This is a genomic window from Oceaniferula flava (assembly GCF_016811075.1).
GTDB lineage: Bacteria > Verrucomicrobiota > Verrucomicrobiia > Verrucomicrobiales > Akkermansiaceae > Oceaniferula > Oceaniferula flava.
On record NZ_JAFBGL010000001.1, the window covers coordinates 52257 to 76403 of the forward strand.

At 53.0% G+C, this 24147-nt stretch carries 23 protein-coding genes; 15 read left to right on the forward strand and 8 right to left on the reverse strand.

Annotated elements, in window-relative coordinates:
* Positions 1-204 precede the first annotated feature (204 nt).
* From gap to tpiA, 3 genes are all read left to right on the forward strand, one after another.
* The gene (gene gap / locus JO972_RS00235; protein WP_309487974.1) at positions 205-1209 is read left to right on the forward strand and encodes a type I glyceraldehyde-3-phosphate dehydrogenase; all 1005 of its coding nucleotides are present in this window, start codon (positions 205-207) and stop codon (positions 1207-1209) included.
* Positions 1210-1291: 82 nt separating this feature from the next.
* The gene (locus JO972_RS00240) at positions 1292-2491 is read left to right on the forward strand and encodes a phosphoglycerate kinase (protein ID WP_309487975.1); all 1200 of its coding nucleotides are present in this window, start codon (positions 1292-1294) and stop codon (positions 2489-2491) included.
* 39 nt (positions 2492-2530) lie between these two features.
* On the forward strand, positions 2531-3313 hold the full coding sequence (gene tpiA / locus JO972_RS00245; protein ID WP_309487976.1) for a triose-phosphate isomerase: 783 nt from the start codon (positions 2531-2533) through the stop codon (positions 3311-3313).
* 538 nt (positions 3314-3851) lie between these two features.
* On the opposite strand, the gene JO972_RS00250 is transcribed toward tpiA, so the two are convergent.
* From JO972_RS00250 to JO972_RS00260, 3 genes are all read right to left on the reverse strand, one after another.
* On the reverse strand, positions 3852-5090 hold the full coding sequence (locus JO972_RS00250; RefSeq protein ID WP_309487977.1) for a BaiN/RdsA family NAD(P)/FAD-dependent oxidoreductase: 1239 nt from the start codon (positions 5088-5090) through the stop codon (positions 3852-3854).
* Between the two features lie 27 nt (positions 5091-5117).
* Complete coding sequence (locus JO972_RS00255; RefSeq protein ID WP_309487978.1) at positions 5118-5510, reverse strand: hypothetical protein; 393 nt, start codon at positions 5508-5510, stop codon at positions 5118-5120.
* 210 nt (positions 5511-5720) lie between these two features.
* Positions 5721-6020, reverse strand: coding sequence for a hypothetical protein (locus tag JO972_RS00260; RefSeq protein ID WP_309487979.1), 300 nt, complete (start codon positions 6018-6020; stop codon positions 5721-5723).
* A gap of 422 nt (positions 6021-6442) precedes the next feature.
* Between JO972_RS00260 and JO972_RS00265 the strand changes: the two genes are divergently transcribed.
* The 6 genes from JO972_RS00265 to JO972_RS00290 all read left to right on the forward strand — a co-directional run bounded on the left by JO972_RS00265 (position 6443) and on the right by JO972_RS00290 (position 11048).
* Positions 6443-7138, forward strand: a complete 696-nt coding sequence (locus tag JO972_RS00265) for a hypothetical protein (protein ID WP_309487980.1) — start codon at positions 6443-6445, stop codon at positions 7136-7138.
* A 5-nt stretch (positions 7139-7143) separates the two neighbouring features.
* Complete coding sequence (locus JO972_RS00270; RefSeq protein ID WP_309487981.1) at positions 7144-8082, forward strand: hypothetical protein; 939 nt, start codon at positions 7144-7146, stop codon at positions 8080-8082.
* A 69-nt stretch (positions 8083-8151) separates the two neighbouring features.
* On the forward strand, positions 8152-9051 hold the full coding sequence (locus JO972_RS00275) for a hypothetical protein (RefSeq protein WP_309487982.1): 900 nt from the start codon (positions 8152-8154) through the stop codon (positions 9049-9051).
* Positions 9052-9174: 123 nt separating this feature from the next.
* Positions 9175-9891 carry a hypothetical protein gene (locus tag JO972_RS00280; protein ID WP_309487983.1) on the forward strand — a complete coding sequence of 239 codons (717 nt, stop codon included), beginning with the start codon at positions 9175-9177 and terminating at the stop codon, positions 9889-9891.
* Between the two features lie 93 nt (positions 9892-9984).
* Entirely contained in the window at positions 9985-10593 is a 609-nt protein-coding gene (locus tag JO972_RS00285) for a hypothetical protein (RefSeq protein ID WP_309487984.1), read from the forward strand.
* Positions 10590-11048, forward strand: a complete 459-nt coding sequence (locus tag JO972_RS00290; RefSeq protein ID WP_309487985.1) for a hypothetical protein — start codon at positions 10590-10592, stop codon at positions 11046-11048. Before JO972_RS00285 ends, JO972_RS00290 begins: the two co-directional genes overlap by 4 nt.
* Positions 11049-11353: 305 nt before the next feature.
* On the opposite strand, the gene JO972_RS00295 is transcribed toward JO972_RS00290, so the two are convergent.
* Positions 11354-13234 (reverse strand): ABC-F family ATP-binding cassette domain-containing protein, encoded by a 1881-nt coding sequence (locus JO972_RS00295; protein ID WP_309487986.1) that lies wholly within the window; start codon positions 13232-13234, stop codon positions 11354-11356.
* 135 nt (positions 13235-13369) lie between these two features.
* On the opposite strand from JO972_RS00295, the gene JO972_RS00300 reads away from it, so the two are divergent.
* Positions 13370-16066, forward strand: a complete 2697-nt coding sequence (locus JO972_RS00300; RefSeq protein ID WP_309487987.1) for an SNF2-related protein — start codon at positions 13370-13372, stop codon at positions 16064-16066.
* A gap of 293 nt (positions 16067-16359) precedes the next feature.
* Entirely contained in the window at positions 16360-17070 is a 711-nt protein-coding gene (locus tag JO972_RS00305; RefSeq protein WP_309487988.1) for a YebC/PmpR family DNA-binding transcriptional regulator, read from the forward strand.
* Positions 17071-17105: 35 nt separating this feature from the next.
* Here the strand turns inward: JO972_RS00305 and JO972_RS00310 are convergent, their stop codons facing one another.
* The 4 genes from JO972_RS00310 to JO972_RS00325 form a co-directional block, all read right to left on the reverse strand.
* Positions 17106-17873 (reverse strand): hypothetical protein, encoded by a 768-nt coding sequence (locus JO972_RS00310; protein WP_309487989.1) that lies wholly within the window; start codon positions 17871-17873, stop codon positions 17106-17108.
* 237 nt (positions 17874-18110) lie between these two features.
* Positions 18111-18308, reverse strand: a complete 198-nt coding sequence (locus tag JO972_RS00315; RefSeq protein ID WP_309487990.1) for a DUF4177 domain-containing protein — start codon at positions 18306-18308, stop codon at positions 18111-18113.
* A 13-nt stretch (positions 18309-18321) separates the two neighbouring features.
* Positions 18322-18597 carry an acylphosphatase gene (locus JO972_RS00320; RefSeq protein ID WP_309487991.1) on the reverse strand — a complete coding sequence of 92 codons (276 nt, stop codon included), beginning with the start codon at positions 18595-18597 and terminating at the stop codon, positions 18322-18324.
* 10 nt (positions 18598-18607) lie between these two features.
* Entirely contained in the window at positions 18608-19198 is a 591-nt protein-coding gene (locus tag JO972_RS00325) for a MarC family protein (protein ID WP_343221517.1), read from the reverse strand.
* 69 nt (positions 19199-19267) lie between these two features.
* Here JO972_RS00325 and menA point away from each other — a divergent pair, with 69 nt between their 5' ends.
* The 4 genes from menA (at position 19268) to JO972_RS00345 (ending at position 24067) form a co-directional block, all read left to right on the forward strand.
* The gene (gene menA / locus JO972_RS00330; RefSeq protein WP_309487993.1) at positions 19268-20131 is read left to right on the forward strand and encodes a 1,4-dihydroxy-2-naphthoate octaprenyltransferase; all 864 of its coding nucleotides are present in this window, start codon (positions 19268-19270) and stop codon (positions 20129-20131) included.
* Positions 20128-21084 (forward strand): enolase C-terminal domain-like protein, encoded by a 957-nt coding sequence (locus tag JO972_RS00335; RefSeq protein WP_309487994.1) that lies wholly within the window; start codon positions 20128-20130, stop codon positions 21082-21084. The genes menA and JO972_RS00335 overlap by 4 nt, the downstream gene beginning before the upstream one ends.
* Before the next feature lie 35 nt (positions 21085-21119).
* The gene (locus JO972_RS00340) at positions 21120-22223 is read left to right on the forward strand and encodes an AMP-binding protein (RefSeq protein ID WP_309487995.1); all 1104 of its coding nucleotides are present in this window, start codon (positions 21120-21122) and stop codon (positions 22221-22223) included.
* A 401-nt stretch (positions 22224-22624) separates the two neighbouring features.
* Entirely contained in the window at positions 22625-24067 is a 1443-nt protein-coding gene (locus JO972_RS00345) for a PhoH family protein (RefSeq protein ID WP_309487996.1), read from the forward strand.
* The last annotated feature ends 80 nt before the right edge of the window (positions 24068-24147 follow it).

Genomic DNA, 24147 nt, shown 5'->3' on the forward strand with positions numbered 1-24147 from the left:
CGATTCGTCGACCGAGTGGAGCTGGAGACAATAAAAATAGCCGAATGCTCGGCGGAAAGCGGCTTTGGTGGTCGGCGTCCGCTGGCGAAATCGACGGTTTCGTGACAAGAATAGGTTCACGCAGGTATTGACGTGTAGGAATGCGAGGGCATAATCCAGCTCCCGCGGCGAATTGTGCTGCGGTCAACCTAATGGAATATTACCATGGCAAATTACGCAATTAATGGATTTGGACGCATCGGCCGCAACGTACTGCGCGCCCTTGTGCAGAATGGCGAACTTAAAAACATCGTCGCAATTAACGATCTCACAGACAACCACACACTGGCCCACCTGTTGAAATACGATTCTACCCAAGGAAAATTCGGGTATGAAGTGACTTATGACGACGAAGCAATCATCGTCGATGGCCACAGAATTCACGCTACTGCCGAGCGCGACCCTGCGGCTCTGCCATGGGCTGAATACAAAGTGGATGTTGTTCTTGAGTCGACTGGTTTCTTCACCAAGCGTGAAGGTGCTGAGAAGCACATCGCTGCTGGCGCCAAGAAGGTTCTCGTTTCCGCACCTGCTACGGATCCTGACCTCACCATGTGCATCGGTATCAACGATGACCTCTACGATGGCTCCAAGCACAACATCGTTTCCAACGCATCCTGCACCACCAACTGCCTGGCACCTCTCGTCAAAGTTCTCAACGATAACTGGGGCATTGAAAAAGGCTTCATGAGCACCATCCACAGTTACACCGGTGACCAAAACCTGCTTGATGCTCCTCACCCTGACCTGCGTCGCTCACGCTCTGCTGCAGTGAACATCGTTCCATCCTCCACAGGAGCTGCCCGCGCTATCGGCGAGGTCATTCCTGAGATGAAAGGGAAGCTCAACGGCGGCGCATTCCGCGTGCCTACCCCTACCGGTTCACTCACCGACTTCACCGCCATCCTCAAGAAGGACGTCACCGTCGAGGAAGTCAACGCTGCCTTCAAGGCCGCTGCTGAAGGTCCTATGAAAGGTGTGCTCGAGTATTCTGAAGACCCACTGGTGCTTCAGGACATCGTCAGCAACCCACACAGCTCCATCCTCGACTCCGACACCACCATGGTGCTCGACGGCAACTTCGTGAAAGTCTGCTCTTGGTATGACAACGAGTGGGGCTACTCATGCCGTGCCGCTGATGGCCTTGCCATGCTCGGTGCCAGCATCTAAGTGATCGAATTCTATCAAAGGCGGGGGGAGGTAAAACTTTCTCCGCCTTTTTTCCTATCTACAACCTTACTCAACTAATACTATGGCTAAACTCAGTATCCGCGATCTCGATGTCAGCGGCAAATCCGTTCTGACACGTTGTGACTTCAACGTCCCCCTCAACGACAACGGTGAAATCACCGATGACACCCGCATTGTCGCCGCACTGCCAACGATCAAGCACCTGCTTGATGGCGGAGCCAAACTCACTCTCTGCTCCCACATGGGACGGCCCAAAGGTGAGCCTGATCCAAAGTATTCACTGCGCCCGGTCGCCCTGCGTTTGGCCGAGCTTTTAGGTAAGGAAGTTGCCTTTGCAGAAAGCTGCGTCGGCAATGAAACCGAAGCCGCCCGCGCCGCACTGGCCCCAGGCGAAGTGCTTCTGCTGGAGAACACCCGCTTCCATGCCGAGGAAAAAGCCAACGATTCCGTGTTCGCCCGCATTCTTGCCGGTGGCGCCGATATCTTTGTCAACGATGCCTTCGGCACCGCACACCGTGCGCACGCATCCACCGAAGGAGTGACGCACCACATTTCCCAAAGCGCCATGGGTTTCCTCATCGAGCGCGAGCTTGAGTTCCTCGAAGGCAAGCTGGAATCCCCCGAGAAACCTTTCGTCGCCATCATGGGAGGAGCCAAGGTTTCCGATAAGATCCAAGTGATCAAAGCCATGATGGGCAAGGCCGATACCTTCATCATCGGCGGTGCCATGGCCTACACCTTCCGTAAAGCTCAGGGATACAAGATTGGCAAGTCGCTGGTCGAAAACGATTGCCTCGAGCTGGCTCTTGAAATCCTTGAAGACGCCAAGTCCAAAGGCATTCACTTCCACCTTCCTGCCGATACCCGCATCACCCAGGAGTTCTCTCCGGATGCTGAAACCAAAGTCACCGCCGCCTACGAAGACGGTGGCGAGATCCCAGACGACTGGGAAGGCATCGATATCGGCGATCAGGCGATCAAGGACTTCTCCGAAGTCGTCGCCGGAGCCAAGACCGTTCTCTGGAACGGACCGATGGGCGTTTTTGAAATGGACAATTTCGCCGCTGGCACCAAAGCTCTCACCAAGGCTGTCGCAGAATCATCCGCTCTCACCATCGTGGGAGGAGGGGACTCCGTCACTGCCGTGAACAAATTCGGAAACCCGGATGACTTCGACTTCATTTCCACCGGCGGTGGCGCCTCCCTCGAGCTTCTCGAAGGCAAGCAACTCCCCGGCGTGGCAGCCCTCACCGAGGCCTAATCCCAGCCCCTGACCTTCTAACCAATACCCACTGAAACAATGCGTAAACCAATCATCGCCGCGAACTGGAAAATGAACAAGGGGCCTCGCGAGACCGAGGACTTCCTCAATACCTTCGCCGGTCAGCCAGGCAAACTCGACGGACTCACCGGCCAGGCCGACGTCGTCATCGCGCCTCCATTTGTCTCCCTGCCGGCCGCTGTCGCTTCACTGAACTCCGCTTCAGCCGTCGCCATCGCCGCACAGAATATGTCTGATCAAGACTCCGGTGCCTACACCGGTGAAGTCAGCGCCATGATGCTCAAGGAGCTTTATGTCCGCTACGTTATCCTCGGCCACAGCGAGCGCCGCACCCTTTACGGTGAGACCGATGCTGTGATCAATGCCAAGATCAAGAAAGCCTGCGAATCCAACCTCAAGCCGATCTTCTGCATCGGTGAGACCCTGGAAGAGCGTGAAGGTGGTAAACTCGAGACCGTTCTCCGCACTCAGATCACTGGTGGCTTGGAAGGCATCGATGAGAAGGACATGAAGGAAGTCGTCATCGCCTACGAACCCGTCTGGGCCATCGGCACAGGCGTCGTTGCCACCACGGAACAAGCCCAAGATGCCCACGCATTCGTCCGCTCCGTCGTAGCAGACCTCTACAGCCAAGAAGTAGCTGACAAAGTGCGCATTCAGTATGGTGGCAGCATGAAAGCCGCCAACGCCGCCGAACTGCTCGCCCAACCAGACATCGACGGTGGACTCGTCGGAGGTGCCAGCCTCGAGCCCGGCAGCTTCCTCGACCTGATCAAAGCTGCGGTTTCCGCCGCCGAATAACCGATCAGTCAACAAACATTCATTTCAGGGCACGGTGCAAGCGCATCGTGCCCTTTTTTATGCCCCCTAGCGGGGCCGTCACTAGCTTGTGACCGAAGATATCTGAGGAAATAGTACGTCCGTAGCTAGTGGATAGACGTTAGCCCACCAGGCTGATTTATTGATAGGTCGAGCACGTAGGTTGTCAGTTGTCAGGCACAAGGCAATACTCGGTAGCTCCGGCAGGAGCGATAGAAACTAGCCCCGGGTGCAACCCGGGGATCAATGCGGCAGGGTATCTAATCCCAGTGGGATGATAGAAGGGGGATGCGCTCTAGCCGCCTTCACCTTCTGTCGCTCCTCCAGAGCTTGATATCTCTCATCAGCAGTGATCCGGTGGTTCCGCGTTGCTTCACCACCGGCTAGTTTCTATCGCTTCTTCCGGAGTTGGATGCAAGGTGCGGATGCCTGCGACTTCCAATGGAGCACGATGTCTCGCATTGATTGGCGGAGTGGAAAGTAAAAAGGTGATCCGTGAGGACTCTTGAATACCTCGCTACTAACGAGCTGCCACCGCCATGCCGGCCAGATGGCCGCTGGTCCAGGCGTTTTGGAAATTGAACCCGCCGGTGATGCCGTCGATATCGAGCACTTCGCCGGCGAAATAGAGGCCGGGCTGGATCTTGCTCTCCATGGTTTTCAAATTCACCTCGTGCAGCTTGACTCCGCCGCAGGTGACAAATTCATCCTTGTTGATGCTTTTTCCCGACACCGCAAAACTGCCGGCGCTGAGCTCGGTGACGAGCTTGCGGGTTTGATCTTTGTTGAGCTGCGACCACAGCGTCTCCGCCGAAATTCCTGCCGCCTGGCAGAGCTGATTCCACAGACGTTTGGGGATCGGCTCGAAGGGGCAGTGGCCGGGGACGCGTCGTTTTCCCCAGGTTTGACGTTTGTCTGTTAGGGCCGCTTCGATCTCTGCCTGGGAAAGCTCCGGCAGCCAGTTGATCTTGATTTGAAAACGGTAATCGCGCTCGCTTAGATCGCGCGCACCCCAGGCGGAAAGTTTGAGAATTCCCGGTCCGCTGAGTCCGTGGTGGGTAATGAGCAGGGGGCCGGTGGCTTTGAGTTTCATGCCGTCGACGGAGACTTCCGTCTGGGCCACGGAGACGCCCGGCAGCTCACGGATGCGCGGGTCTTCGATGTTGAAGGCAAAAAGTGAGGGCACGTTCGGCACCAGCTGGTGGCCGAGTGATTGCGCCAGCTTGGCCCCGGCAGCGAGTCGGGTTCCACCGGTGGCGAGCAGCACGGAGCGGCTGCTGAGTGATTCGTTTTGGTTCGTTGTCAGGGTGAATCCGCCATCCTCCTCGGGCGTGATGGAATCGACCCCGGTCGACGTCCGAATTTCCACGCCGGCGTCACGGGCCGCCTGGGTGAGGCAGTCGATCACCGTTTGTGAGCTATCGGTGATCGGAAACATCCGCCCGTCAGCCTCTGTTTTCAGAGTCACGCCGCGACTTTCAAACCACTGCACGGTATCGGCAGCACCCCAGCGATGGAAGGGGCCGATGAGAGATTTGTGGCCGCGTGGGTAGTGTTCGGTGAGTGGCTTCGGCTCGAAACAGGCGTGAGTGACATTGCAGCGCCCCCCACCGGAGATCTTCACTTTGCCGAGCAGCTTCGGCGTTTTTTCGAGAATCAGAACCTTACCGCCGCCCGCTTCCGCGCAGGTGATAGCGGCAAAAAATCCTGCTGCTCCGCCGCCGACCACAATCAGGTCCCAGTGCTTGGATGCTGTCATCGGAGCGAGGTGCTTGTGCTTTTCCGACTAAGCTTCATCCAACTCAAACTCGGCCCACTCGATGGAGTCGTTGAGGGATTTCACTGCGTCGTCGATTAGGATGTCGAGATCGGGTGCCTTGCCTTGAGTGTTGAAAGCCAGCAGTGCGCCGCCGTGTTCGATCAGTGGAGGATCGGCCTGGGCACCGGATAGGCGCAGGTAGAACCAATCGAGAATGCCTTCGCCAGTCTCTGGAAGCCACTGAGCAATCAGCTCGATGGTCACGATCGGATCCTCGTCGCCAAGCTCGCGCTGATTCTCGAGATCCTCCTCATCGCAGTCGATCCCTGCGAGGGTCTCCAGTTGTGTGTTCTCTTGCTGACTCCCGAGCGAGTTTTCGATTTTCTCAAAAACGGCATCTTTGGTTGGAATGATTCTCATGGCGGGGGAAGCTTGATGAACAGGGGACTTTTGGCAAGGAATTTAGGGTGTCTGCGCCGCTGGACAGAATTGACTGAATTTTTCAGAATTTGCTTGGGTTGAGTTGTTGGGTTTTGAGCTTCGGTTCGAAGTTCAGGATGAATCCACATCCTTAGGTGTCATCAAGCCCAGAATCATTCTGCAAAATTCTGTTCATTCTGTCTAAAAAAACTAGTCCAACCTGAACTCGCCTTCTTCATCGGAGCCCATCCAGCCGAGTTTGCCGAAGGCGGCTAGGATCTTCTGGTTGATTTCGATGTCGTCGTCCTCGGAGTATTCCACGGTGGCGGAGCTGGTGAGACCGCGCATGGATTCGATACTGATCACCGTTTGTTTGCCGGGGAAGGAAATCCAGTCGCCCCAGCTTTTTTTCTCGTGCTTCGGTTCCAGCTTTTTGCCTCGTAAGGCGACCATGACCTCGCTGATGCTTGAGGGCGGTTCCATGTCGGGTGTGTGCACGCGTGTTTCCATGGCAGTCATTATAGCTGATCGTCTGCAGCAGTCCAAAGGTATTGTAAATCGTGGTCTAAAAATTGGCTGTTCCTCTGCGAGGAAGGTAACATATCAACTCTGTCGCTGCGCGCTCACTCGGCACTATTACTAAATGGGGTTTTTAAAAAAACATTTTCCCTTTGTGTTTTTGTGTGTTTTGTTATACTGTTAGATGTTAGGAGGTTTCCTCATTAAGGCATCGTAACTCCATTTGATTAGATTCGAACCAACACATTCCCTCCCCAGCTATGAAACTTCCCGTATTCTTTCTCCTCGCTGTCATCGGCTGTATTTTGACTTGTTCAGCGCAAGAACAGTGAGAAACAAACATTATAGGAGGCCTGTTTACTGGTGAAACTTCTTCCGATGCCACGGAGAAGCCCTCCATAAAGCGTGATTACGTGGTCAAACAGACATTCCAACAGAGCGTAGGGGGCCGGAATGTAACGATTCAGGAAATAGAAGCCCCAGAGCTTCCTCTGGTAGTTCCCGAAAAAGAAGATGAGCAGCTATTGGCACCTGAAGATAATCCCTGTCTTAAAAATACTCCAGTAGTTCAGCCTATGCGCGTTATTGCGGTTTCTTCAACCATTTATGGAACTGGAGCGAACAAAGTCACACGAATCACTCTTCACTACCAAGGAGATAGCTATCATGCATGGTCGAATATTGATTTTCGGCACATGCAGGGGTTCTCAGCTTACAAAGCCAATGGTCGCGAATATTTCATACTCCTTGGAGCCGGTTTAGCCCGTGATGACCAAGGCAAGATCATGAGTATCAATGCTGCTTATGCTGAGGGCTGTCCAAGCCAGCTCACTACTTTAGGTAAAGAAGTCGCATTCATCTATGTGCCCGACTCAGAACCACAGAGTAATGTCAAGCTCAATCAAGCAAGGGAAATCCTGGAGGATATGCACACTCTCTATGGCAAAGAAAAAGTGAAGTTAGCCGCGGCATATGAGTCGCGCGTTCAATTGGCTGTTATGAATGCCGCACGGGCCGAAGAAATACGCAATACTCCACCAGGGGACGCCACTATTCGTTTCTGGAAGCGTGACATGGTTAAAGAGCAACAAGAAAGGGGAGCAGAGTAGTGAAGTTGGCTATTCTTAGTTTGATTTGCTGTTCAGGTTTTGCAGGCGCACAGCTTCCATTTCATGCCTCTCCACAAGTGACGGAGACTGGCATTGATACCTGGAACTTCGATTGGGATGGACAAAGTGGAATTACCTACTTCATTCAGTATTCCTTCGATCTCCAATCATGGAGCTACATGCCTGTGATCGAAAGTGGAGCCAATGTCCCTATCGGTTACGGTTTCCAGTCAGATGATGAGAAGCTGTTCATGCGCCTGCATTACACGGATGCTCCTACTAGTAGCCCCCACAGCGATGATTTCGATAGTGACGGTATCAGTAATTGGGATGAAGTGCGAGTAGGCGGTACAGGAACAAGCCCACTAATCGCGGATACAAATGGTGACGGGATACGTGATGATGGTCTGGTGTATGCGGCGCAGAATGATCCTGATGGAGCGGGGTTGGCAGCTGCTTTTGATGTTGATTTGACAGGCAGGTGGGATTTTGAACAGCTCAATGGCAACACCTATACAAATTCGGCAGATACGAATTATCACGCTACTATTGGGGGATCTGTTCCAGTAGATAATGAAGGCAGTATTTCCAAGGCCGCACAATATGATGCCGATGGTGATTGGCTGAAAATTGATCCGCGTATATTTAGCCAAAGCACTCAAAATAGTATTTCGATGTGGTTCTGTTTGGAAAATGATTTTGTGCAGAACAAAGTAACGAGCATAGCTTCAGCGCGGCGCACAGCTTTCTGGTCATACAACACAGTCAATAGCACAACACCTCAATTGGTGTTATCAGCATTCAAAGCTGTAAATAACCTAGATCAGCAGAAGATCATCTTAACTACCTACAACAACGGAATTCAATCGGATTTGATCGTTGCTCTAGTTCCTCAGGATAAATTCATTGATGATGCCAAATGGCATCAGCTTACTTTTGTCTAGAATGGAGCGCTTGCAAGCATATGGTTAGATGGGCTAAAGTTAGGTGAACTTAGCATCGGTAATAAGTTCGTGAATGCTACTTCAGCAGGATGGTTTACGGTTGGTAGAGTTTTTCCCACTGCTGCAAATGCTATTACAGATACCAATTTCCGAGGGAAAATAGATCGTCTGAGAACTTATGGAAAAGCTCTGAGCGCTGCGCAAATTGACGCTCTGAATAAACAGGATGCGGATGGCGATGGTCTTTACGATTGTTTTGAGGCCGATTACCGTTTGCCTAGAGCTATTTATTTTGACGCTGCCGATTCTGATGACGATAACGACGAGCTTACTAATTTGACTGAGCAACAGATCGATACAAATCCAGTAAATTTTGATACTGATGGAGATTTACTGCCAGATGGCTTTGAAAATAAATACGGACTTGATCCGAAATCTGATGCTACTCCTAATGGGAAATTGGATGACCCTGACGGTGATGGGCTACTCAATATTGACGAGATGATTTTCCAAACTGACCCTACTAAAGTTGATAGTGATAGTGATGGGAAAAGCGACAAGGTGGAAGCTGACCAAGGAAGTTACGCCAATGATGATTCTGATAACGGGGATGCTCCTGATCCGGCAGAAATCATGCAGATGAGAGTAGCAGTTGGAGATCCCAGCGATAGCCATTCTGAACGATACTCGCTGAGAATAAGTGACATGAAGACGTATGACATCATCATAGATCATCAGGCTCGAGATTTTGGTGTAGTTTCTGAGAAAGTTTACAAACAGTTCCGGAAAGGGAGGTCTTATTCGATAGAGCTGCGGTGGTTGGATACAAATTTACCAGATGACCAACTTCCTGATTTTGATTATTTTTCAGAAGTGGCCTTTGTGAATGCGATAGATGGGCAGAATTATCTTTTGTTCGATGCTGTTGACTTTTTTACAGGAAATAAAGCTACACCTGCGAATGGGTAGAAGGTTTTGGAAAGCTCTCGAAACGCTCAAAATGAACCAGTTGGGACTGGTGATGGCGGCGCGTCAGATTTCTTAGCTACTATAGCTGGGTATCGTGCTTTTCTTTTTAACACTGATGTGGTCGTGCAAAACCAGATTGAGTCAGAGGCTCCTGCTGATGGCACTGTAATTCTCAAAACAGACAAAATACGCTATCAGTTAAGCCAGCATATTGTATGGGCTACACCTCTGCTGAAGGATTGTATTGCTTGGCACCGACGTCAATTAAAGTGGGATGGGACTTATGAAAATTGGGCTGCTGTACCAAACGCCACTGGACATTTTTATATAGAGAAACCTAGCAAAGCAGGGATTTTTGAGGTGAAAGCTGTCATCGACGGCCAAGACTACATTTTTAAACGCAAGGCAGATGATCCACATTCAGGTAAAAAGAAGGGTGACAATGACTGTTATGGTGTAGCTGATGAAGCTTGGCAAGTGTCTATTCGAGATAAGGCTAGGGCAGATCTTGGTAGTGTTGCATATGCAGTAGCAGCGTATAAAAGTATTGCCTTTCGATGGGGGAATAACAAATGCAATTTATTTGTTCGTGATCATGCAACTCAAGCTGGAGCTACAGTGGAAAACGTAAATGGGGGGACATTCCCCCCATACTACCCTCCAACGGCAAATCAGTGGGCAAACTTTGAAGTTAAAGTTATCCCCAACTGGACTTTATTACCAAGAGAAACATATCCCCAACCAGGATATATTGTGAGTAGATACAATACTGTATCGAGTGGTCATTGTGGAATTCTTGATTACGATGGCGCTTGGGTTAGCGCTGGAGAAAAAATGTGAATCGCGTTGCTGATATGCGAGCAGAAGGCTATAATGACGATGATCCAGAAACTCCACAAGGGCCCGCCAGAGTTAACAAATACACACCATAAAATGAATTTCCCAAAAATACTGCCAATCATTTGTTTGTTGATCTTCAGCAAAACAAGCCTTGCTCAGGGCTCATATGATATAGCTCCTCTAAACAATTTAGTAGATGCTCTTCTTCTGAAAAAAATCGATGAAGCTGCAATAGATGCACCATCATTAAATCAGTTGTTTAATGATGACGCTGATTTTGTTGCAATCCAAACAAAATGTAAAACGGATTGGAGCGATATTATGGATAACTTGTCTTCAATTAATGGAGGAGATAAAGGAAGAGATTTAGTTCTTCGCACTATGCAAGCAATGACTGCGAATGATTATATGTCATTACTAGAAAAAACAGCTACTCTTTATGTAGCTAATACTATCAATGACGACGTAATGAAGGTAATAGTTCTTCCAACTGGAAGAATGCGAGCTTTTGTAACTGACAATTATCAAAATACACGAATGTCTACTGCTTTGAATACTTTGAAAACGAAAAGTAACGATGCAAACTTTAAAGCGGCTATGACTCAAATTTTAAGTGGAGACGCTAAAACAGCTATGGATGCTTTCAGAGCTGCATATACAGAAACTTCACTAGGTAATGTGCCCACGATACTTATTCCATGAGCAAACGGAAATATACTATACTATTCATTTTCCTTGCAGCTATACTAGTGTTTATTTCCCTGCTTAGGTTGTGTTTAGAGCACTATCGACCCATAACAAAAACAGATAAATGGGAAGCGACAATAACTGTCGACGAGAATGTAAAAAGTATAGATGTATATAAAATGGCTGGCTTCGAAAATCGTCTACTAGTGCGATTACCTGATGAGCTGAGGCAAAGATATGAGTGGTTTGGTATCTACAAATATGGGGTGACCGAATACAAGTATTATGTTAGCAGATTGTCTGGTGTTAGAACATTTCCTTATCGCCATTACAATCACGATAAGGCCTTTGGTGTTGCTTTAGACGACCCTAAAACTGAAGATAGTTGGGTTATAGAACAGACAAAAGATACAGTAGATTTTCATAATGCTGACTTTAAGATTTCACTAAGAAAGAGGTCTAGTCAGTAAAATTAGGTTGTGTCCCGAATCTTATCGCAAAGATAACGTCCCGGAAGTTTCGCAAAATCTGGAGAGGAGGCTTTGAAAAAAGAGTGTCCCTTGCTGGGCTTCCCCAGAAATTTCGACCAAGGAGTGTCCTAAATTTTGTTAGTTCATTTATGCGGCTGCTTCAAGAAGCAACTGCTGGTTCAGGTGTTCAATTGGTGAGAGGTTACCCAGCGAGGGGGGGGATGTCCCACAGGTCGTTAAAACTCTTGGAGGGAAGAGAAATAGAATGGATGAGATCAACAAACAGTCGCGTCGTTGACGCGTTCTTACTGCTCTGTCGCAGCGCGAATCGCCTCAAGTTCCTCCCAGCGAGTGTATAAGTGCTGCACTTTCTCTTTGGCCTGCTTCAGCTCGGCTTCGAGTTGCTGCCAGTTGTCGCCGTGTTTTTCGTAGAAGTCGGGCGCTTCGAAGGCGGCGGTGAGTTCGGATGCTTTTTCCTCGGCGGCGAGAATGTCGTCCTCGATGGTTTCCAGCTCCTTGGCCTCGGCCCACTTCAGTTTGCGCGGACGTTCTTTGCGAGCTTTGGGTTTTTCCTTTTTGCCGATGTTCTTGTAACTCGCTGCCGTGGCTTCGCGGGCGGCTTTCTTTTCCAGGTAGTAATCGTAGTTGCCCACTTGGTAATCGACCACACCGTCGCCCTCGAAGGCGAGGATGTCCGAGCAGACGCGGTTGAGGAAATAGCGATCGTGACTGACCACGATGACACTGCCTTGGAAGGCGCAGAGGGCTTCTTCTAACAATCGAAGCGTGTTGAGGTCGAGGTCGTTGGTCGGTTCATCAAGCACCAGCACATTGCCGCCGCGTTTGAGGATCTTCGCCAGCATGACCCGACTTCGCTCACCACCGCTGAGTAGGTTGATCTTGGTATTGATGCGTTCCTCGGTGAACAGGAAACGGCGCAGGTAGGCGCGCAGGCCGATGGTTTCGTCGCCCAAGCGGACGTTTTCCTGTCCTTCGCCGACTTCTTCAAACACGGACTTTTCTTCGTCTAACAGGAGGCGGTTTTGGTCGATGAAGTTGATCTCGGTTTTCATACCAATCTCCACTTTGCCTTCCAGTGGTTCCATCTGACCGAGGATGATCTTCAGCAGGGTCGACTTACCCATGCCATTGCGGCCGACGATGCCGAGTCGCTGTCCGCCCTCAAGCGAGAGATCGACATCGGCGAACAGGCGCCGATCGCCAAAGGCCATGCCGACGCCGCGCGCATCGATGATTTTATTGCCGAGCTTCGGTGCCTTGGGGATGATGAGATCGACGTCCAGCTCCTGCTCGGGCGCTTCTTGGTCGGCGATTTCAAAGTAGCGGTCCATGCGGTCCTTTGCCTTGGTGGTGCGGGCCTTCGGGCCACGGCGCACCCATTCGAGCTCGCGACTGAGAAAGCGCTGGCGTTTGTGCTCGTTGCGCGCCTCGGCCATGTCGCGTTCGGCGCGGGAAACGAGGTATTCGGTGTAGTTGCCCTGGTAGCTATCGCATTTCCCCCGGCGGATCTCGACGATGCGGGTGGCGATGCGATCGAGGAAATAGCGATCGTGAGTCACGAATAAGCAGGTGCCATTGTAGCGGGAGAGAAATTGCTCCAGCCACTCGATTGACCCGGTGTCGAGGTGGTTGGTCGGTTCGTCCAGAATTAGGAAATCCGGCTGCGAGAGCAGGGCGCGGCACAGGGCGACGCGTCGTTTTTCCCCACCGGAAAGTGGCCCGACGATGCTGTCCGCATCCGGCGCGTGCAGGTTGGTCAGCAGACTTTGCGCCTGATGTTCCAGGTCCCAGCCTTGGTGGTGGGTGATGAGGTCGAGCAGTTCGGCACTGCGGTCGTCATCGCCGGCGGAGGTTTCGTATTCCTCGATCATATCCAGCACGTATTGCACACCGGAGAGCACGTTCTGAATCACGGTTTTCTCATCATCGAGTTCGAAGTTCTGCGGCAGGTAGCCGGTGAGCAGTCCTCGCTTGCGGGTGACTTCGCCGCTGTCGGGCACATTTTCTCCGGCGAGGATTTTCAGGAAAGTGGACTTGCCGCAGCCGTTGCGGCCGACGAGGCCAATGCGGTCGCCTTGCTGGATCGCGAGAGTGGCGCCGTCGAGCACGGTGTGGGAGCTGTAGCTGACGCAGAGTTCGCTGGCGCTGGCAATGGAATCGGACATGGGCGGGACTATACGGGTGGATGTGGGTTTGGCACTAGTAAAGTCGGGGAACTTACCAAGTTCGTTACCGAGATCGGCTGCAATCCGAGGCTTGCGAGATGAAGCGATCTCTGTCATGTCCGGCGCCCTCAAAGTATGCAGACCATTTCAGACATCGCACCCGGACAACGTTGGATCAGTGAAACCGAACCGGAGCTTGGGTTCGGGATCATGCTCAAAGTGGAGTTTAAGCGAGTGGAGTTGGTGTTTCCTGCGGTCAGCGAGCAGCGGGTTTACGCCCTCGATAGCGCACCTCTGCGCCGGGTCATTCTCAAGCCGGGTGAAGAGCTGGAAACGCACGACGGTGATACGCTGGAAATCGACGACGTGATTGAGCGTGAAAAGCTGCTGATCTATGTCTGCGGCGAGCGCGAAATTGAGGAAGCCCAGCTGGCCGATACCATGAGCTTCAGCCGACCAGAAGACCGCCTGCTCGCCGGACGGGTGGATGATTTGCACACCTACGATCTGCGGGTGGATGCGCTGCAGCGTCAGTGCGAGGTGATGAAGTCTCCCGTGCGCGGATTTGTCGGAGGTCGGGTGGATTTGATTCCGCACCAGATGTCGATTGCCGGCGAGGTGTCCTCTCGGCTTGCTCCTCGCGTTCTGTTAGCTGATGAAGTGGGGTTGGGGAAAACCATCGAAGCCTGCCTCATCATGCACCGATTGCACCTAACGGGTCGTGCCGATCGGGTGTTGATCCTAGTGCCTGAGCCGCTACTGCACCAGTGGTTTGTCGAGCTGCTGCGTCGTTTCAACTTACTCTTCAGCCTCTTCGATGAAGAGCGTTGCCAATCGCTCGAAGGTGAGGGGGAGAACCCCTTCCTCGATAGCCAACTGGTGCTTTGCAGTGTGAACTTCTTGGCTGACAACCCAAACCGCTCCCAGCAGGTCATCGAGGCTGGTTGGGACATGTTGATTGTGGATGAAGCGCACCACCTTGAGTGGTCCGAGCAGGAGGCCAGTCCGGCCTACCAAATGGTCGATTCACTGGCCCGCCGAACCGAGAGTTTGCTCCTGCTCACCGCCACGCCACGGCAGTTGGGTGCCGAAGGTCATTTTGCCCGATTGAGGTTGCTCGATCCCGAGCGCTACGTCGATTTACAGAAGTTCCAAGAAGAAGCCGAGCAGTATGAAGCGGTGGCCGAGGCCGTGGGTAGGCTGCAGGCAGGGGAGCCTCTCAGCGCCGAAGACCGAGCGCTTTTCACCGCCCAGTCCGAGCGTGTGCACGACCACTGCCTGGCGCTCGATGGCGGTGATGAATCCGCCCGCGAGCCACTCATTCGGGAGCTGCTCGATGCCTTTGGCACCGGGCGCGTGATGTTCCGCAACACCCGCACCGCTTTGCAAGGCTTCCCTGAGCGGAAGGTGAACCTGGTGGAGATCGAGCAAGATCACATGCAGTGGCTGGTCGGGCTTTTACAAAGTCTGGGTGAGGAAAAGGTGCTGCTGATCTGTCGCACCCGCGAACTGGCGGAGGAAATTTCCGAACGACTGCAAGAGATCATCAATATCAAGTGTGGTCATTTCCACGAGGGCATGACACTGCTGCAGCGTGACCGCTCGGCGGCTTACTTCGCTGAGCCGGACGGGGCGCGGATTCTTATCTGCTCGGAGATCGGTAGTGAGGGGCGGAATTTCCAATTTGCCCACCATCTGGTGCTCTTCGATCTGCCGGAGGATCCGGAGTTGTTAGAACAACGGATTGGTCGTCTCGATCGCATTGGCCAGTCGGAAACCATCAACATCCACGTGCCCTACGAAAAGGGAACCCGCGGCGAGTTTCTGGCTCGCTGGTATCACGAAGGTTTGGATGCCTTTGAGCATAGTCTGCATGGCGCCACCGAGATCTTGAAAGAGCTGGGTGGGGTGCCGGAGAGTTGTGACGACCTGGATGCCTTCATCGCGACATCGAAACTGGCACGGGAGAAAGTTTCCCAACAGTTACAGCGTGGCTATGATCGATTGTTAGAGCTGAACTCAAGCCGACCCGGCAAGGCGGCGGAAGCGATCGATCAAATCTCCAGCATGGATGATAGCCAGATCTCGGAGTCCTTCCTCTTGCGTCTGTGGGATCACTTCGGCTTGCATGTCGAAGAGCTGGTGGACCGCTCCTATTTACTGCTCCCCGGTCACCTGATCACCGATGCCTTTCCAGCTCTGCCGGACGACGGATTGAACGTGACGTTTGATCGCACCCGCGCGCTCTCGCGTGAAGATTGTGCCTTCATGAGCTGGGATCACCCGGTGGCTCGCACGGCTCTGGATTTACTCCTGACCTCGGAGGCTGGCAATGCCTCCTTCGGCGTCTGGGAGGGGGCTCCGCACAAGGGGATCCTGGTGGAAACCTACGCGGTGGTGGAATGTGTCGCTCCGGCGAAGCTGCACAGCGATCGCTTCCTGCCGGTGACCCCAATCCGCGTGCAAGTGGATCACAGCGGCGCGGATCGCAGCGATGATGCTCGTGTGGATGGCAAGACCTTGCGTGTCGGGAATTTGCATAAACTGCTCGATCAGGAGAAGTTCCGTCGTAAGATGCTACCGATGATGCTTGGCAAGAGCCGCGACATCGCCACGCTGAAGATGAAAGACATCGTCGCCGCCGCGGTGGCGGAATCGGACGCGAAACTGGGAGTGGAAATCGATCGCTTAGTCGCGCTCGGTGAGATCAACGATCACGTCAGTGAAGAAGAAATTGCCGCCCTGAGAGTGCAGCGCGACGCCTTGCACCAGGCCATTTCCAAATCCCGCCTCCGCCTCGATTCCGTGCGCATTATTTTCTGCCAACCTTGACCTCAGGAGTTTTTTTGACCGCGAATCAGGCGAATTCGGCGAATATTTTCCAGCACGACGGGTTCGATTCAAACCACGGAAAACACAGAATACACGGAAGTAAGAATTCTAAATTCTGTAACTTCCGTGTTTTCCGTGGTTCGCCAATGATTAATCAAGCCCAGAATGATTCGCCGAATTCGCCTGATTCGCGGTCAAAAAAAAGCACCGTCATCGCGGTGGAATGAAAGCTTGAGCATTGCTGTCGTTTCCCTAAGGTCTGGGCAGCAAACCAATCAATTTTTTATTATATCATGGGAAGAGCATTTGAAGCACGTCGTGCAGGAAAAGAAAAACGTTGGGGCGAAATGTCGCGCCTGTTTCCGAAACTTGGTAAGGTCATCACCATGGCGGCCAAGGCCGGGGGATCTGATCCCGAGTCGAACACCGCGCTGAAAACGGCGGTGAACAATGCCAAGGCGCAGAACATGCCCAAGGACAACATCGAGAAAGCCATCAAGCGAGCTACCGCCGCCGATGCCGCCAACTACGATGAAGTCAGCTACGAAGGCAAAGGTCCACACGGTGCACTGCTCTGGGTGGAATGTGCTACTGACAATGCGACGCGAACCGTGGCCAACGTCAAAAGCATCTTTAACAAGAACGGTGGCCAAGTCGTCAACAACGGCTCATTGGACTTTATGTTTGATCGCAAGGCTGTGATCGAATTTGCCAAATCCGACGACCTCGACCTCGAGGACATCGAACTGAATCTGATCGACCACGGACTCGAGGAAATGGATGTGCAAGATGATCGCGTGCTGATCTACGGCGATTTCACCAGCTTCGGGGATTTGACCAAAGCCTGCGAGGACATGGGCATCGAAGGAGTCAAAGCGACTCTCCAACGCATCTCCAACAACCCTCAGGAGTTTACCGAGGCTCAGATCGAAGAGATCGAGGTGCTGATCGATAAATTGGAAGAAGACGATGATGTGCAGTCCGTCTTCACCAACATTGCCTAGGGCGACTGCCCGGCCGCGTGCCGGGCATAGCCGCTTTAGTGGCGGATGATACCCGGAGTGACCTTCATGGTCTGCGGTTTGCACATGTCTTTATTGAGGCGTGTGTTCGCAGGGTAGGTTTTCAGCTTGGTGGCGTAGGTGGCATCCACCTCCATGGCATTTTTCAAGGCGGTGTAGATGGTCTTGGTGTGCACGATCTGGTTCTTCGCACCAGTCACAACGACGAGATAGCCGACGTATTTAAACCCACCGATGTTGCCTTCTCCCTTGTTGTCACTGTCGTAACGGGTGACGAATGGCTCGGTCTCTTTGACCAAATCGTCTTCCGTGGGAGTGACTTTGAATTCTTGATTTGAGAGCACCATGAAAGTGTCAGTGTCTCTTTGGTCCTGACCTACAAAGATGACATTCATCGTGCAGGGAGGGCAGGGTATTTTGTAGTCCTCGTTGGTAAGAGTGATCTTGGCAGTGATCTCCATCTGTTTCATGTAATAACTGCCTTTGTCATATTTGCGCCGTTTACCGATGGTAACATCACAATTCAGTGGGGGATAAGCGAGATCCAGGTTCTTCATTTTGTTCGTCACGAGGGCCTTGGATTGATCGCTCAAACTATCGGGGGAGATCGTGAACTCCTTGCCGTCTGTGGCGCGGCGAATGACCACCTTGTCACCTTGTCGTGAAACCAAGGTCACGGTCATTTTTTGGCCTCCTTTTGATTCAATGGTGACCACCTCGGCGAGGGAACTGGCGCAAAGGGAAAGAGAGACGATGGAACAAAGTGTGATAATGTTAGGTGACATGGTCAGCGGGGGTGATTTCTGCTAGATGTTAACTATACTACCAAATATCGTCAATATTTCATAGAATAAATTGAGAGAGATGTTCATGAGGAGAGTTTTCTAAAGTAGCAGTAGAATTCAAACATCATTAGAGTGAGAGGATAGCCAATGATGGTAACGATGACGTCACCGAGGCGGGGACAGGTTGCCAATGGCTAGTTCGGGGAGGGTGCGCGCAACCTGAACTTGTGCCCGCTCTTACCTCTCACGCTTCATCACCGCCAAAAGATACATCGTCTGGCCTTGAATCCCAGTGAGGCTCTCGGTGCTGACCAGCTCCCAGCCGTCATTGCCCCAGTCGGTGAGAGTCTGCGCAACCTCATTCAGATCGATGTCGGCAGACTGGGTGCTGCTTTTTACGGAAAAGCGCACGGTGGTGTATTCCCATCGGGTCATTGTGAATAATGAGTTAGGCTGAAATTGTGAAACCTTTCACATCGTCCAAGAGCGAGATTTCCTCACTGTAGACGTTCTGAATATGATGGGCCATGGCGCTTTCTTCGACGATCTCTTTGATAAACTCGTCGACTTCCTCTTCCTCGCCCATCAGCTGCATTTCCACCGTTCCTTCGGGCAGGTTTTTCACCCAGCCACAGACATCGAAGCCCATGGCGAGCTGTTTGGTGGCGTAGCGGAACCCGACACCCTGCACTCGGCCTTCGAAAATAACGCGTTTGGCAATCATGCGGCGAAGCTTAGTGCATCGATTGATATTCGGCCAGCCCATCCATAAACATTTGCACGGAAATCATCACCAGCAACATACCCATCAGTCGCTCCAGGGCGCGGGTGCCTTTTCTGCCGAGAATACGCATGAAAAAGGGCGAGGCTAACAAGATGGTGGCACTGACCATCCAAGCGAGGAAGGTGGCGATGGCAATATTGCCGATCACATGGGCGTGCTGGTTCGAGAGCAGCAGGAGGTAAATGATGGCGGACGGTCCGGCCATCAGTGGAATGGCCAGCGGCACAATGAATGGCTCCTCTCCCTCTTCACCGCCTAGGACTGACTTCGCCGGGAAGACCATACCTAGGGAGACTAAGAAGAGGATGAGGCCGCCGGAAATGCGTAGGGTCGATTGCTGAAGGTTGAGAAAATCCAGCACTGGCCGACCGCAAAAAAGGAAAAACATCAGCACTACCAGTGCGATCGTCAGCTCGCGGACTAGGATGCCATTGCGCTTGGCTTCCGGCTGGGAGGCGAGCACTGAGTTGAACACCGCCAAGTTGCCAAAGGGGTCAAGGACGATGAAAAGGGTGACCGCTGTGCTGAGAACGAGATCTATACCGCACACATGCCTGATTTTTTCCTCGGAGAAAAGGCGCATTGTGGCTTTTCTATCCGGCGTCAACCTATGAAGTCCTACATCCTCGCTGCCCGACCTAAAACCTTGCCCGCTGCGGTGGTGCCCGTTTGGGTAGGCTGTGTTTTGGCCGATCACCTCACCGGAAGCTGGGATCTCAGGCTGGCGGTCTACACCCTGATGGGCGCGATCTGGATCCAGATTGCTACGAACTTTTTCAATGATGCCATCGATCACGATAAGGGCGCGGATACCGAAGCGCGATTGGGTCCTGTTAGGGCGACGGCGTCCGGTCAGTTGTCGCGGAACACCGTGTTCGGAGCGGCGCTGGTCTGTTTGTTGCTTGCCTCGATCTTTGGCTACCTGCTATTTGCCGCGCGTGGTTGGCCGGTTGTGGCGATCGGTCTGCCATCGCTTTACCTCTGCTACGGCTACACCGGCGGACCGGTGCCCTTGGCGTATCGTGGGCTGGGGGAGCTCTTTGTGATTTTGTTTTTCGGAGTGGTGGCGGTCACAGGCACGGTCTTTATCCAGACCGGAACTTGGTTTGCGGAAGCGGTGATCACCGGGGTATCGATCGGCTGTTTATCGGCGATGTTAATTTCTATCAATAACCTTCGCGATGTCGATGAAGACCGGTCGAACCAAAAAAACACTCTGGCGGTCAAATGGGGACGTCGGCGAGCGATCAACCTTCTGTTTCTCATGTGGGTGGCATCCTACGTCGCCTTGGTCCCGGTGTTTGGGGTCCAACTGCAGCTGCTGTTCTTCCTGCCGGCACTCGCTCTGGGAGCTCTTATCGTCCGGTGGATCAGTCGGACTGCACCGGGCACCATTTATAATCGGTTCCTCGCTCTGTCAGCCCTGCAACTCCTTCTTTACGCGGCGGCAATTCATCTTATGGTAGCCCTATGAAATCTCCCATTTACATCCACCGCTACACCATGCACAGCCACACCGCGCTGAATGCAGCATCGACCCGTCACGATCATGAGGGCGCCTTGATCAAGGTGGACGATGGCTACGGCTGCATGCACCCGTGGCCCGAGCTGGGGGATGTTTCTTTGGACCGACTCCTCACCGCGCTCGAGCGTGGCCGCACGACGCCCACCACCCGATCTGCGCTATACTGCGCCCGGGAGGACGGCAAAGCCCGGCGAGAAGGGAGGAGTCTGTTTGATGGCTTGGAGGTGCCGCTGAGCAATGCCACCCTGCCACTGTGCGAGAAGGCCTTTGACCAGGCGATCGCTGCAGGATTCACCATTGCCAAGGTGAAAGTCGGACGCGATCCGGAGGCCGAGGCGAAGTTCATCATGGAGCAGTCGGACCGATTCCCTACCTTGCGCTGGCGACTGGATTTTAATGCCGTGTTAGGTCGGGGTGGGGTCGAGCAGTTTTTGAAATCACTCAGTCCCGAGTGCCGGCAACGCATCGATTTTATCGAAGACCCCTGTGTCTATGAGAGTGAGAGCTGGAATGAACTTTACACCCGTTACGGCATTCCGCTCGCCGTGGATCGCGATGTGGAAAATGCCGAGAGTGGTGTGAATGTCGTGATTCTCAAGCCGGCGGTGAATGTGGTGAAGCCGATGTTGGAAAAGGCCCACATGGAAAGCTGGCGCGTGGTGTTTACCAGTTATCTGGACCACCCTCTGGGTCAGTGTTTTGCCGCGTGGCGCGCTGCGCAATCGGCCAAAGCCTTTCCCGGAATGATCGATGCCTGCGGGCTGATGACTCACGGGTTGTTCGAACCCAACGCCTTTATCGATCGGATGGGCCCGGTGACACCGGAGTTCACTCCTCCGGGTGGCACAGGGCTTGGATTTGATGATTTGTTAGAAAAGCTACCATGGAAGCGTCTGATCTAACATCTAGTGAATTTTGGTCGTCAACGCAGCCATGGGTGATTCCTAATCCGCGTGACAGTGTCGCTGTGGCTGAGGCGGAAATCATCCAGCCGTGGCTGGAGCAGCAAGCAGGGCTGCAAGGTCATCTGCTGTTCCGCACATCGGGTTCCACCGGTAAGGGGAAGTGGGTAGCTCTCTCGCGAAGTGCGCTGTTGGCCTCCGCCCGTGCGGTGAATGAATTTTTACAGGTGACCCCGAACGATCGCTGGTTGCTCACCTTGCCGCTTTTTCACGTGGGAGGCTTCGGCATTGCTGCACGAAGCTACCTTGCCGGGTGTCCGATGTTGCAGGGCGAGTCTTCATGGGACGCCGAGCGCTGTTATGATCGACTGTGCGAGGAATCCATCACGCTCACCTCTCTGGTGCCTGCTCAGTTAGGTGATCTTGTTGGGCTGGGTCGATCCGCTCCGCCGTCATTGCGCGCAGTGTTGATTGGTGGTGGTCGCACAGACGATTCTATCTATCAACAGGCCGTTGAGCTTGGCTGGCCCGTGCATGAAACCTACGGCATGACGGAGACTGCGTCACAAGTGGCCACGGCCCCGACAGGCGGGAGGCAACTGCAGATCCTGCCACATTGGCAAGTCGGCACCGACGAGCACCACCTGCTGAAATTCCAAGGCGATGCTTTGTTCTCAGCCTACGTTGGCTGCGATCAAGGCCGCTGTTTCATCGATGATCCGAAGCAGGATGGCTGGTTCATCAGTAGTGATCGGGGCGAGGTCGCGTCCGGCATTTTAACTGTGATGGGACGAGCGGATCGATGTGTCAAAGTGCTCGGTGAACTCGTCGATCTCAGTGAGGTGGAAAGCACGCTCAAGAGGGTGGCCGATGAAGCTGGGCTATCCCAGCGAGAACTGATCGTCACAGCGGTCCAGCCACCGAAAGCAGGAGAGTATCGCGACCAACGGCGGGGCACCTTGTTGGTTCTCTGCACCGATCAGGATGATGGGTTGGCATCTTTGTTAGAAAAATACAATGCCGTTTGCCCGGCCCTGCAACGGATCAAAGGAATTGCTGTGTTAGGTGAAATTCCAAGGACAGCGATCGGAAAAATCGACTACCCACTGATCCAACAGCTGCTGCAGAGCGACCAATAACTTTGCATTTAGTGATTGCCAGAAGCTCACGATTCGTGCGATGGTTTAGTTAAGTTGAATTTTTTAGTCCACGCCTATTCCATCTGGAATGGTTGTTTTCATCTAACCCACACAGGGGAAATTGGACGACCCCTGTGCTCAGTCCGGCCTACTTCAACCTCCGGACGCCCCTTTCCAGCTGATAATTTGGCATCAGCTGGCATCCTATCACCAGGTGGTGAGACTGCTGTTCAGCGAGTTAAGTGGAAGACTGCGCAGCATCATCAAATTGACCCTCCACTTCTTCGTTATTACCCCATCCTATGATACAACCTAACAGCCCTGATGCATCGCATGTTGTCGACTCCACAGTAGAAAAAAGATCCTCGGAAAGTGGCACTGCCACTGCTAAAAGAAAAGGTGTGAGTAAATCGCGCATTCAAGACTTCGGCATCGCCGCTCCCTCCGGGACGGCCAAAAATTTCGTCCTCGATACCAACGTTCTTCTTCATGACCCAGGATGTTTGAGTCGGTTCAAGGACAACCACCTCTGCATCCCGGCGGATGTGCTGGCTGAACTGGACAAGTTCAAAGGCGAGCAAAGCGAACGTGGCGCCAATGCGCGCCGGGTGCATCGCCGACTGACTGAAATGTTTTCCTCCGGTGAAAATGTCACCCGCGGCGTTCCCACCGACGGCGGAGGCACGATCCGACTGGTGATTTACGATCCGGCCTTTTGCGAGGAGAACTCGAAGGAACTCAGTCAGTTCCTGCGTATTTTTCCCGACCGGGGACAGGTCGACCACCGAATCCTGGCTGCCACCGTGTTGTTGAAAGAGCACAACGAGGCCCCGGTGATCTTGGTCACCAAAGATCTCAACATGCAGCTGAAGGCCAAGGCCGTGGGAATTTCCTGCGAGGACTACCTTAACGACAAGGTGGATCCCAGCGAGGTGAGTAGCTACGATATGCGATCGGTGGAAGTTGACCCCTCCGAGCTGCAACGCTTTGCCAGCTCAGGGGAGCTGATCATCGAACATCCACGCCGCAAGGAGATCGTTTTGAACCAGTATGTGCTGCTCAAGGCCGGCGAGAAACAAACCATGCCCGCCCGGCTCGACTCGGAAGGCACCTTTGTCCGCTTGCAAATCCCCGAGGTGCTCCGGATTCCGGACGGTCACAACCTCAAGCCTCTCAATCTGGGGCAGAAGTGCCTGATCGACGCCCTGCTCAATCCGGATATTTCTCTGGTGACCTGCTATGGACAGGCTGGCACCGGCAAGACCCTGGTGGCTGTGGCCGCTGGCCTGCATGAAATGTTCAATCGTCGTTACAACGGTCTCACTGTGAGTCGTCCGGTGATTTCCATGGGGGATCAGTTAGGGTTCCTGCCTGGTTCGCTCGACGATAAAATGCGCCCATGGCTGCAACCAATTTACGACGCTCTCGATCTTCTGATGCAGCCTGACAGCCAGCAAGGGCCGCGCAGGAAGCAGCAGAAAAAAGAAAACCTCGGAGAAGGGGGAAGCAAGCCCTACGACGAACTGATCGAGCGCGGGATCATTGAGATTGAAGCGCTGTGTTATATTCGCGGTCGCTCCATTCCGAATCGTTTCTTCATCCTCGACGAAGCCCAACAGTTGACTCCACAAGAGGCAAAAACGGTGGTCACCCGCATGTCGCGTGGCTCGAAACTTGTTTTGGTGGGGGACCCGGCTCAGATCGATAACCCATACGTGGATAGCCGAAGCAATGGCCTGGTATTCACTCGGAACCGACTGAAGGGACAACCGTTCTCGGCACACATCTCGCTCTCACGGGGTGAACGGAGTCCTTTGGCAGAAGCTGGAGCGCAGTTGATGTAAGAGGAGCTCGAAGTATTCAGATTGATGTTTGAATCAGGCTGGGATAAGGTGCCGCCGTTCGCCTCCCCACCTGATTATGA